Here is an 11635-nt window from a genome sequence, read left to right as displayed (position 1 = left end):
GCCCTCAGGTCACATACGAGTAGAGGATGCACGCCCATGTGGACGTGCCATGTTCTCTTGACCGTAGCGATTTGTGGCGGTTCAACAAATTCTGAGTCGGCCTACAGGCCTTGCTGCAATGCAGGGTCGTCCGGATTCTGTTGCTCAAGCTGCGCGAGCAGTACCTGGACGTTCTGCAACTGGCCGCCCTCTTTCCAGTAATTGACCAGCAAAACCCGGGCTTTGCGATTGGCCGGGTGGCGTTGGATGATTTCTTCCAATTGGCGTTGCGCAGCCTCCAATTCCTCTTGTGCATGCAGCGTCGTCGCGAGGTCGTAGCGATAATCCTGATTGTCAGGCTCCAGTTCTACCGCCTTGGACAGGCCGAGCAACGCATAGGGGCGTTCGCCATGGTGCAGCAGCCACATGCCCAGCGCATGTTGCAGGTAGGCCGACTCCGGGTGTGCGGCCAACTGGCGTGCCAGCAATTGGCGGGATTCCTCGGTCTTGCCTTGTTTGTCCAGCAACTCGATCTGCGCGACCACGGCTTGCAGGTTATCCGGTTGCAGGCGCATGGCCTGTTCAAGTGCGTTTTGCGCCTCCGGTAACAGGGCGCTGTGGATATACAGGCGCGCCAGTTGAATCCAGCCTTCGGCCGTTTCGGGCTGGGCCTTGAGCTTTTTCACGAACTCATCCAGCACCTGCTGCAACGGCCCGAAGTACAGGCCCAGGGTATCGGGCGACAGGCCAAGCAAGGCGTTGGCGGCGGCAAACCGCACGTCCTGCTCGGGGTCGTCCAGCACCGGGCCGAGCAGCAGTGTGCGTTGGCCGGTGGGCACCAGGCCGACAATACTGTGGATAGCGGCCTCGCGTACCAGCGGTGATTCGCTGGCCAGGTCCTTGTCCGCCAGCTTCAGGGCCTGGGGGCTGGGGTAGTTGGGCAGTTCGGCATGCAACGCCGCGCGGCGCTCGGGCGACAGATCCGGTCGGCCCAGTTGCTGGTACAGCACGCGTGCTGCTCCGGGTTCACCGTTGCGCGCCTGTTTCAAGGCTTTTGAATACCCATGGGCAATGGCCGCAGGCACGGCCACCGGGGTGGCGCGGGAGAAATACCAGGTGATCAGCACAATCAACAGCAGGGCGCACAGGCCGACGATGGAGTAACGGCGTGACTTTGACATGCAGGCGTCCGAAAGCGTGGGCAGCAAAGCCGACAGCTTCGGTCAGACCACGGCGGGTGTCAAACCTGCGTCAGGTGAGCACGTACTCCACCGGTTCCAGGGGCGGCGGCAGTGCGGTTTCGCCGAGGGCGGCCAATACTTCGCGTTCCAGGGTGCGCAGGATGGCGTTGCAGGGCAGGTCATTCTCGTCAAAACCGAACGGGTCCTCCAAGTCATCACCGATTTCATCGAGGCCGAAGAATGTATAGCTGACGATGGCGGTGAACACGGGCGTCAACCAGCCCAGCGGCTCAGCCATGGCAAACGGCAGCAAAATGCAGAACAGGTAAATGGTGCGATGCAGCAGCAGGGTGTAGGGGAAGGGCAGCGGCGTGTTCTTGATGCGCTCGCAGGACGCCTGTACCTGGCTGAGGCTGATCAGCCGGGTTTCCCATTGGGTGTAGCGCCACTCGCTGATCACCCCTTGCTCGGCGAGCACCGAAAACCGCGCGCCCAGCTGTTGCAGCAGGCTGTCGGGGAGGTTGGGGTGGTTGGCCTGGAACGTGCCCCACGGCTTGATGGCCCGGGCTTCATCCTCATGGCGCAAGCGTGCGATCAGGCCGTGGGCAAAGCCACACACGCTACGCAGCAGGCCCGTCCGCTCGGCCGGATCACTGAGTACCTGGGTTTCGCGGATCAGCGAACGCACTTCGATGACCATCTGGCCCAATTGCTTGCGGCCTTCCCACCAGCGGTCATAGCAGGCGTTGTTGCGAAAACTCATGAAGATCGACAACGACAGCCCGAGCAAGGTGAACGGCGTGGCATTGACCTTGGAGAAGTACGCCGGGTGCAGGGTTTCCACCAGCACGATCACCGACGCCAGCAGCGTGACCAGCAGGCTGCGCAGGGCGATACGCTTGGCAATCGAGCCCTTGAGTGAGAACAGGATGCCGAGGAGGTTGGGTTTGGGGCGGACTATCATGCAGGGGCGGACTTCTTTGGTGGCGCAGGCCATCAGGTTAGAAGCAAGTGTCGTCGCCGTCCAATCGCTTGGACCGACCGGCTGATCGGTGGGGTCGATGACTGGCCAAAACAGTCAGGCAGGTTGAAGGCTTTGACCATTGTCGGCGGGCGGCTCTGGGGCGACTATCTCGACGATTCGGACCGTTCAAGGAAACAACAATGCAGATTGAAAACAAGAGCTTCCTGGTCAGCGGCGGCGCATCAGGCCTCGGCGCGGCGACTGCCGAGATGCTGATTGGCGCCGGCGCCAAGGTCATGCTGGTGGACCTGAATGCCGACGCCGTGGCAGCCAAGGCCAGGCAGCTTGGCGACAACGCCCGCAGCTGCGTGGCGGATATCAGCCAGGAAGCGGCTGCCGAGGCGGCGGTGCAGGCGACGCTTGCGGCGTTTGGCGGTTTGCACGGGCTGGTGAACTGCGCCGGTGTGGTGCGTGGCGAGAAAATCCTTGGCAAGAACGGCCCCCACGGGCTGCCGAGCTTTGCCCAGGTGATCAACGTCAACCTGATCGGCAGCTTCAACCTGCTGCGCCTGGCCGCCGCCGCCATCGCCGAAACCGAGCCGAATGCCGACGGCGAACGCGGCGTGATCATCAATACCGCGTCGGTGGCCGCATTTGACGGGCAGATCGGCCAGGCGGCGTATGCCGCGTCCAAGGGCGCCATTGCCAGTCTGACGCTGCCTGCGGCCCGCGAGCTGGCGCGCTTTGGTATTCGCGTGATGACCATCGCCCCCGGCATCTTTGAGACCCCGATGATGGCCGGCATGACGCCGGAAGTGCGCGACTCCCTGGCCGCTGGCGTGCCATTCCCGCCGCGCCTGGGCAAACCCGCCGAATACGCCGCGCTGGTGCGGCACATCATTGAAAACAGCATGCTCAATGGTGAGGTGATCCGTCTTGACGGCGCCTTGCGCATGGCGGCCAAGTAAGGAGCAATTCCCATGACCGATCCTATCGTTATCGTCAGCGCCGTGCGCACGCCCATGGGCGGCTTCCAGGGTGACCTCAAGGGCCTGACCGCGCCGCAGCTGGGTTCCGCTGCGATTCGCGCCGCCGTCGAGCGTGCCGGTGTTGCCCCCGATGCCGTCGATGAAGTGCTGTTCGGCTGCGTACTGCCTGCCGGCCTCGGCCAGGCGCCGGCACGTCAGGCCGCGCTGGGCGCCGGGCTGGACAACGGCACGCGCTGCACCACCCTCAACAAGATGTGCGGTTCGGGGATGGAGGCGGCGATCCTGGCCCATGATTCATTGCTGGCCGGCAGCGTCGACGTGGTGATTGCCGGTGGCATGGAAAGCATGTCCAACGCGCCGTACCTGCTCGACCGTGCGCGCAGCGGCTACCGCATGGGCCACGGCAAGGTGCTCGATCACATGTTCCTCGACGGCCTGGAAGACGCCTACGACAAGGGCCGCTTGATGGGCACCTTTGCCGAAGACTGCGCCCTGCATAACGGATTTACGCGCGAGGCCCAGGACGCGTTCGCTATCGCTTCGCTGACCCGTGCGCAAGACGCCATTACCCATGGCAGCTTTGCCGCAGAAATCGTTCCGGTACAGGTCACCGTGGGCAAAGAGCAGAAAACCATCCTGCATGACGAACAGCCGCCCAAGGCCAAGCTGGACAAGATCACCAGCCTGAAACCGGCCTTCCGCGAAGGCGGCACCGTAACAGCGGCCAACGCCAGTTCGATTTCCGACGGTGCGGCGGCCTTGTTGCTGATGCGCCAGTCCGAAGCGCAGAAACGTGGCCTCAGGCCCTTGGCGGTGATCCATGGGCATGCAGCATTCGCCGACGAACCGGGGCTGTTCCCGGTGGCACCGGTGGGGGCGATCCGCAAGCTGATGAACAAGACCGGCTGGAGCCTGGATGAAGTCGATCTGTTCGAGATCAACGAAGCCTTTGCCGTGGTCAGCCTGGTGACCATGAGCAAGCTGGAGATTCCCCACGCCAAGGTCAATGTGCATGGCGGTGCCTGCGCCCTGGGCCATCCGATCGGTGCCTCCGGTGCGCGGATCCTCGTGACCTTGCTCTCGGCCCTGCGCCAGAAGGGCCTCAAGCGTGGCGTCGCCGCTATCTGCATCGGCGGTGGTGAAGCCACGGCCATGGCCGTCGAATGCCTGTATTAAGGAACCACCATGCTGCCCAATGACGAACAACTGCAAATCAGCGACGCTGCCCGGCAATTTGCCCAGGAGCGCCTGAAACCTTTTGCTGCCGAGTGGGATCGCGAGCACCGCTTCCCCAAGGAAGCGATTGGTGAGATGGCCGAGCTGGGCTTTTTCGGCATGCTGGTGCCGGAACAATGGGGCGGATGCGACACCGGCTACCTGGCCTACGCCATGGCGCTGGAAGAAATCGCCGCCGGTGACGGCGCCTGCTCGACCATCATGAGCGTGCACAACTCGGTGGGTTGCGTGCCGATTCTCAAGTTTGGTAACGACCAGCAGAAAGAGCAGTTCCTCAAGCCCCTGGCCAGTGGTGTCATGCTCGGCGCGTTCGCATTGACCGAGCCGCAGGCCGGCTCTGATGCCAGTAGCCTGAAAACCCGCGCACGCCTTGAAGGCGACCATTACGTGCTGAACGGCTGCAAACAGTTCATCACCTCCGGGCAGAACGCCGGCGTGGTGATTGTGTTTGCCGTGACCGACCCGGCAGCGGGCAAGCGCGGGATCAGCGCGTTTATCGTGCCGACTGATTCGCCGGGCTACCGCGTGGCGCGAGTTGAAGACAAGCTCGGCCAGCATGCCTCCGATACCTGCCAGATCCTGTTTGAAGACGTAAAGGTTCCTGTTGCCAACCGCCTGGGGGAGGAGGGCGAAGGCTACAGGATTGCCCTGGCCAACCTCGAAGGTGGCCGCGTGGGCATCGCCTCGCAATCGGTGGGCATGGCCCGCGCCGCTTTTGAAGCGGCTCGTGATTACGCAAGGGAGCGCGAAAGCTTCGGCAAGCCGATCATCGAGCACCAGGCCGTCGCTTTTCGCCTGGCGGACATGGCCACGCAAATCGCGGTTGCCCGGCAGATGGTGCATTACGCCGCCGCACTGCGCGACAGCGGCAAGCCGGCACTGGTGGAAGCCTCAATGGCCAAGCTGTTTGCTTCGGAAATGGCCGAGAAAGTCTGTTCGGCCGCCTTGCAAACCCTGGGCGGTTACGGTTACCTGAGCGACTTCCCACTGGAGCGGATCTACCGCGACGTGCGGGTCTGCCAGATTTACGAAGGCACCAGCGATATCCAGCGCATGGTCATCTCACGCAATCTCTAAGGAGCCGATACATGAGTTACGAAACCATTTTGCTCGAAATCCAGGGCCGCGTCGGGCTGATTACCCTCAATCGCCCGCAGGCCTTGAACGCCCTGAACGCGCAACTGGTCAGCGAGCTGAACCAGGCACTGGACGGCCTGGAGGCCAACCCGGAAATCGGCTGCATCGTATTGACCGGCTCGAAAAAAGCCTTCGCCGCCGGGGCTGACATCAAGGAAATGGCCGAGCTGACCTACCCGCAGATCTACCTCGACGACCTGTTCAGCGACAGCGACCGCGTGGCCAACCGCCGCAAGCCGATCATCGCCGCCGTCAACGGCTTCGCCCTGGGCGGCGGTTGCGAACTGGCGTTGATGTGCGACTTTATCCTGGCCGGTGACGGCGCCAAGTTCGGCCAGCCGGAAATCAACCTCGGCGTACTGCCGGGCATGGGCGGCACTCAACGCCTGACCCGTGCGGTGGGCAAAGCCAAGGCCATGGAAATGTGCCTGACCGGCCGCTTTATCGATGCGGTGGAGGCGGAGCGTTGCGGGATCGTCGCGCGTATCGTACCGGCCGATGAACTGCTGGAAGAAGCGCTGAAAGTCGCAACGCTGATTGCCGGCAAGTCGGTGCCGATCAGCATGATGGTCAAGGAAAGCGTGAACCGTGCGTTTGAAGTGAGCCTGTCCGAAGGCGTGCGCTTTGAGCGCCGGGTGTTCCATGCGGCGTTCGCCACGCAGGATCAGAAGGAAGGCATGGCGGCGTTTGTGGCCAAGCGGGCGCCGGCGTTCAAAGACAAATAACCCGACACTCAGTACTAAATGTGGGAGGGGGCTTGCCCCCGATAGCAGTGGATCAGTCAGTTTACCTGTTACTGACCCACTGCTATCGGGGGAAAGCCCCCTCCCACACTGTTAGAGCTGATAGTTCTTCAGCTCCCTGGCAATCACCATCCGCTGAATCTCGCTGGTCCCTTCGTAAATCTGCGTGATCCGCGCATCCCGGTAGTAACGCTCCACCGGGTAATCCTCCAGGTATCCGTACCCACCGTGAATTTGCATCGCCGATGAGCACACCTTCTCGGCCATTTCCGAGGCAAACAGCTTGGCCTGGGACGCTTCCGACAAGCAGGGTTTGCCGGCACTGCGCAGGCGTGCGGCGTGCAGGATCAGCAAGCGCGCGGCGTTGAGCTGGGTTTGCATGTCGGCCAGCAAATTGGCCACGCTCTGGTGCTCGATGATTGCCTTGTTGAACTGCATCCGATCCCGTGCATAGACAAGCGCGGCTTCAAACGCCGCGCGTGCAATGCCTAAAGCCTGGGCGGCAATACCGATGCGGCCACCCTCCAGGTTGGACAGCGCAATGGCCAGGCCTTTGCCACGCTCGCCCAGCAGATTCGCCTCAGGCACGCTGCATTGGTTGAGGGTCACGGCGCAGGTATCGGACGCACGGATGCCCATCTTGTGCTCGGTACGATCCACTACGAATCCCGGGGTTTCGGTGGGCACCAGGAACGCCGAGAGGCCTTTCTTGCCCAGGTCGGGATCAGTCACCGCAAATACGATTGCCAGTTTGGCGCGCTTGCCATTGCTGACGAACTGCTTGGCCCCGTTGATCACCCACTGGCCGTTGCGCAGTTCGGCACGGGTACGCAGGTTGTGTGCTTCGGAACCGGCTTGGGGTTCGGTCAGGCAGAAGCAGCCAATCGCCTGGCCGCTGGCGAGATCGGCCAGCCAGGTCTGTTTTTGTGCATCTGTGCCATAGTTGAGAATCGGTCCGCAACCCACTGAATTATGGATACTCATCAGTGCGCCAGTGGCGCCGTCACCCGCGGAAATTTCTTCGACGGCGAGGGCATAGGCGACGTAATCGACATAAGTGCCGCCCCATTCTTCCGGCACCACCATGCCCAGCAGGCCCAGTTCGCCCATCTTTGCGACCAGGGCGTCGTCGATCCAGCCGGCTTTCTCCCAGGCTTGGGCATGCGGGGCGATTTCACCCCGGGCGAAGTCACGCGCCATGTCGCGGATCATCACTTGTTCTTCTGTGTATTCAATGTCTTGCATGGCTTATTTCGCAACCTTCTCGAAGTGATGAAAGAAGCTCTCGACGTGGCTGAGGGCCAGCCCGTGCAGGGTGGGCGGGTTCCAGCGTGGGCTTTTGTCTTTGTCGATGATCAGGGCACGCACACCTTCAATCAGGTCGCCGCGCTCGAACCATTGGCGATCAAGGTGCAGCTCCAGGGCAAAACAGTCTTCCAGGGGCAGGCGGCGGCCGCGGCGCAACATCTCCAATGTGACCGCCATGGCCAGGGGCGAGCGGGTCAGCATTAGGTTGGCGGTGGTCAGCGCCCATTCATGGCTGTCGGCAACGGTGACTTGCTGCAGTTGCTCGACGATGCTCGGTACATCCGGCAGCGCAAAAAAGTGGTCGATGGCGGGGCGCAGAGCGGCCAGCGGCGCATCGGGCAATTGCTGCACGGCCAGTTTGGCGAGCACGCCTTGCAGGTCCTTGAGCGGCGAGTCGTGCCATTGCAGGCGGTCGAGCTTCTGGTCAAGATCTGTGAACTTGTGGCTTTCCAGGTACCAATCGGCCAACCCGCAATACAGCGCGTCGGCGGCGCGGATCTGTACCCCGGTGACGCCCAGGTAGATTCCCAACTCGCCGGGGATACGCGGCAGGAAGTAGCTGCCGCCCACATCAGGGAAGTAACCGATGGCCACTTCCGGCATCGCGAGGCGACTGCGCTCGGTGACCACACGCAGATCAGCGCCTTGCACCAGGCCCATGCCGCCGCCCAGGACAAACCCGTCCATCAGTGCCACGACTGGCTTGCGGTAGTGGTGGATGGCCAGATCGAGTGCGTATTCCTCGACGAAAAAGTCCTGATGCAGGGTGTCGCCGTTCTTGAAACTGTCGTACAGCGAGCGGATATCGCCACCGGCACAGAAGGCTTTTTCACCGGCGCCGCGCAGGACTATGGCATACACCTGCGGATCATCAGCCCACGCCTGCAACTGGGACGTGAGGCTGCGCACCATGTTCAGGGTGATGGCGTTCAAGCCGGCGGGGCGATTGAGGGTGAGGTGGCCGATGTGGTTGCGGACCTCGGCGAGAACTTCGTCCTGAAGTATTTCGGCGTGGCTTGCTTCGGATGAAACCTGAGCAGTCATCGATAACTCCCTGCTTTTATTGTTCTTTATCAAGATGTTCACGGATGAACCTTCTCGCGATCGTACCAGTGCAAATTTGCCCAGTACAACCTTCAATCCTGCAGGTCGTTTTTGCATTTATGCAATAGGCACGCGCCGGGCTCAAGGCACCCGGCTGGCCAGTGTTTCACCGATGCTGCGGCGCCTGGCGTGGGTTTCCGCCGCATGGATCAACTCTTCCAGTTCGCTGGGTTCCACATCGTAGAACTGCTCCATGTCCGCCAGTGCCAATTTCAAATCAGCGGCGGTAATGGCAGGGTCTCGGCCGGCTCTGGGGTTGAACGGGAGAGGTGCCGGTGCTGGCGCCGCGCCTTTGGGATAACGCGTGCGCGTGGCGTTGTTGTACGCCAGTGCGCAGGCCAGCAGCGCACCTGCGCCGAGCAATACCGCGCCCAGTTCGTACCAGCCCAGGGCTGCTGAAGCCGGGTCTGCCAGGACCAGCGTCATGGCCAGGCCGCCGGCGGGTGGGTGCAGGCAGCGCAACCAGCACATCAGCATGACGGTCATGCCCGCCGCCAGGCAGGCCCCGCCCAGGGACGCACCGAGGACACGCGTCACCAGCAAGGCAATCACGCCAGCGCACAGGTAGCTGCCGATAATCGACCAGGGTTGCGCCAAGGCACCCGATGACACGGCGAACAACAAGACGGCCGACGCACCCAGCGGGCCAAGCAGGTGCAGCGCGACATCCATGCCAAACACCTGGGAGCACACCCAGACGCTGAACAAGGTGCCAAGCGCCATACCGATTGCGGCACGGCTCCATTCGGTGGGGCGGGTGTTGATAGCAGCGGGGAACCAGCGAGCGAGCATTGGAAGGCAGTCCATAAACAGCGGGCAAAAAAAAGGCTTGTCTGGTTGCCCGGAAAAGCCCTTTGAAAGTTCCAACATTTGGGGGAAGGAACCCATGCAGTGTGCCGTGCGTGGAACAGAGGCGCCAATGCATATTAATGAAGGTTGAATGCAAAAATAATGAATTGGAATACGGTCAGACGGCTATCGAGCAGCAGACCTTACCCAGCACTCGATTACTGAACTCTTCATCCAAAAAACGCTTGCGCAGGTTCTCCTGCAAACCAGGCTCACTCGCCAGCGGGCCTTTCAACGCCACCAACGCGTCGCGCAATCCCATCAGCCGGTCCAGCGGTGGCAGGGAAATATAGCCGACATGCACTTCGGTGCTGGTCAAGGCTGGGTTATCAAGCGAAGCATCATCTGGCACGGTGTTGTCCTCTCGTCCTTGTGGTCACCCATGACCTGTGGCGGTACATGAATACCGCACCAGGCAAGCGAGTTTACCGTCGGGTTTTGGACGCAGGAAAGTGAAACGGTACCAGTCATTACGTAAAGCTGCGTGGGAATTTTCCGCGCCGGCAGTACCGGTGCAGGTTCAAGGTTGCACAGGTTTGGCCAGGTGCAGCAGCACGTAAGGGTTACGGTCGAATTCGCCGGTCAGGGTCGGCGTGATGGAACGAAAGCGCGGGTCTTGCAATCCTTCGTAATCCGCTTGGCTCATCACCAGCCAGGCGGGTCCCTGGAGTGGCTTGAGGTCGGCGGCTTGCTGAGTGAACAACGGCACCTGGTCGCAGTCGAGGTTGACCATGTACTTGATGGCCTTGGCGTCTTTGCCCAAGCCATGCAGCACCACCGGCGCGCGCTGCTGCATCACTTGCTCATGAACCTGCAAGGTAAAGGTGCGGGTGTCGTAGATACTGCGCTCCAGCGGCTCGACCACCAGGATATAGGTGGCCCAAACCGCCAGTACCGCGGCAAAGGCCGGCCCGACCGGACGCAGGCGGCGCTTGAAGAGTGTCACCAAGGCCACCACCTGCAGGCCCGCCAGCACGCCGAACACCCCGCCCAGATGGCTCAACTGCTCAGGGTAGCGCGGTCGTGCCAATAAAAGGCCGATGATCAACAGCGTCGGCAGCAGCGTCCAGATCCCCAGCAGCAGCCCACGCAGCCCGGCGAAGAGCCGTCCGTGTGCGACCTGGAACGGGTACGCCGCAATGATCGCCGCCATGGGCAACATCGGCAGCACGTAACGTGCTTTTTTCGCCTGGGGAATCGACAGGCCGACCATCACCAGCAAGCCAGCGGCGGCGCAATACCACACCAACTGCAATGCCGGTCCCGGTGCGCGGCGCCCGCTGAGCAGCATGGCCAGCAGTACCAGCAGCGCCATCGGATACGCCAAGGCGTAGTTGCCCAGCGAACTGGTGAAGTAGTACAGCGTGCCGCTCGAACCTTCGCTGCCATCCATGCGACCGAGGAACTGCATGCGGATCACGTCCTGCATGAAGCTTTCGCCGCCGCTCAACTTGGCCATCAGCAACAGCAGGCCCACGCATGCCACCAGCAGCGCCAGGGCCAGCAAGCCGAAACTGAACAGCTGGCGCCATTGTCGGTTGATCAGGTAGTAGCTGCAGAGCACGCCCGTAGGAATCACCAGGCCAATCGGCCCGCGCACGGCAAAGCCCAGGATCAGCAGCAGGTACAGCCAATGCAGGCGTTTAGCCGCGCCGAAGTGGTCATGGGCATAACCCAGGTAAAACACCGCCAGGGCGATGGCGGCCAGCATCTGGTCGAGGGACACCGCACGGGTTTCGCTGATGAAGTTGCTGCTCAACAACAGGAGCGCAATGCTCAGCAGCCCCCAGCGTTGGGAGTAGGGTGCCGTCAGGCGATAAACCAGGGTGACGATAAACGCCGAGGCGATCGCCGTGGGCAACCAGGCCGTGAGGCTGGTGACCTGGCCCAGGGGCAATGAAACCAGCCAGGTCAACAGTGTCGAGGTGGCCAGGTAATCCGCGTAAGGCTGCCCATAGGTGGTGGGGAAGACGCTGGGGCCATGCCGCAGCATTTCCTGGGCAAACAACACGAAGCGCGAGTCGAAGCCAATGATTGCCTGGTGCCAGTTGCCGGCGATAAACAGCAACAACGCCAGCAATCCCAAACCGAGGGATTGGCGGCGAATCGTTGCATTCAGCGGGGACGGTTGAACTCTGTTCACGT

11 protein-coding genes are annotated in these 11635 nt (G+C 61.9%); 4 read left to right on the top strand and 7 right to left on the bottom strand.

What is annotated here, in order from left to right:
• Positions 1–101: 101 nt before the first annotated feature.
• The gene (locus ACZ445_RS15015; protein WP_058425867.1) at positions 102–1160 is read right to left on the bottom strand and encodes a tetratricopeptide repeat protein; all 1059 of its coding nucleotides are present in this window, start codon (positions 1158–1160) and stop codon (positions 102–104) included.
• A 70-nt stretch (positions 1161–1230) separates the two neighbouring features.
• Positions 1231–2124 carry a bestrophin family protein gene (locus tag ACZ445_RS15010; protein ID WP_058425868.1) on the bottom strand — a complete coding sequence of 298 codons (894 nt, stop codon included), beginning with the start codon at positions 2122–2124 and terminating at the stop codon, positions 1231–1233.
• Between the two features lie 200 nt (positions 2125–2324).
• On the opposite strand from ACZ445_RS15010, the gene ACZ445_RS15005 reads away from it, so the two are divergent.
• The 4 genes from ACZ445_RS15005 to ACZ445_RS14990 are packed head-to-tail and all read left to right on the top strand — an operon-like array spanning position 2325 to position 6211.
• Positions 2325–3092, top strand: coding sequence for an SDR family NAD(P)-dependent oxidoreductase (locus ACZ445_RS15005; RefSeq protein WP_058425869.1), 768 nt, complete (start codon positions 2325–2327; stop codon positions 3090–3092).
• A gap of 12 nt (positions 3093–3104) precedes the next feature.
• Entirely contained in the window at positions 3105–4289 is a 1185-nt protein-coding gene (locus ACZ445_RS15000; protein ID WP_464703618.1) for an acetyl-CoA C-acyltransferase, read from the top strand.
• A 9-nt stretch (positions 4290–4298) separates the two neighbouring features.
• Complete coding sequence (locus ACZ445_RS14995; protein ID WP_058425871.1) at positions 4299–5426, top strand: acyl-CoA dehydrogenase; 1128 nt, start codon at positions 4299–4301, stop codon at positions 5424–5426.
• Between the two features lie 11 nt (positions 5427–5437).
• Entirely contained in the window at positions 5438–6211 is a 774-nt protein-coding gene (locus ACZ445_RS14990; protein ID WP_058425872.1) for an enoyl-CoA hydratase, read from the top strand.
• 111 nt (positions 6212–6322) lie between these two features.
• Here ACZ445_RS14990 and ACZ445_RS14985 read toward each other — a convergent pair whose 3' ends face one another.
• From ACZ445_RS14985 to ACZ445_RS14965, 5 genes are all read right to left on the bottom strand, one after another.
• Positions 6323–7474, bottom strand: coding sequence for an acyl-CoA dehydrogenase family protein (locus ACZ445_RS14985; RefSeq protein ID WP_058425873.1), 1152 nt, complete (start codon positions 7472–7474; stop codon positions 6323–6325).
• Positions 7475–7477: 3 nt separating this feature from the next.
• The gene (locus tag ACZ445_RS14980; protein ID WP_058425874.1) at positions 7478–8581 is read right to left on the bottom strand and encodes an enoyl-CoA hydratase/isomerase family protein; all 1104 of its coding nucleotides are present in this window, start codon (positions 8579–8581) and stop codon (positions 7478–7480) included.
• 141 nt (positions 8582–8722) lie between these two features.
• Positions 8723–9433 (bottom strand): HPP family protein, encoded by a 711-nt coding sequence (locus tag ACZ445_RS14975; RefSeq protein WP_058425875.1) that lies wholly within the window; start codon positions 9431–9433, stop codon positions 8723–8725.
• 175 nt (positions 9434–9608) lie between these two features.
• A complete protein-coding gene (locus ACZ445_RS14970) occupies positions 9609–9842 on the bottom strand; it encodes a type VI secretion system contractile sheath small subunit (RefSeq protein ID WP_122304964.1) in 234 nt (77 codons plus the stop codon).
• Between the two features lie 168 nt (positions 9843–10010).
• The gene (locus ACZ445_RS14965) at positions 10011–11633 is read right to left on the bottom strand and encodes an ArnT family glycosyltransferase (RefSeq protein ID WP_058425877.1); all 1623 of its coding nucleotides are present in this window, start codon (positions 11631–11633) and stop codon (positions 10011–10013) included.
• Positions 11634–11635 lie beyond the last annotated feature (2 nt).

This window comes from Pseudomonas allii, assembly GCF_055380095.1.
This window is presented reverse-complemented; position numbering and strand designations above follow the sequence as displayed.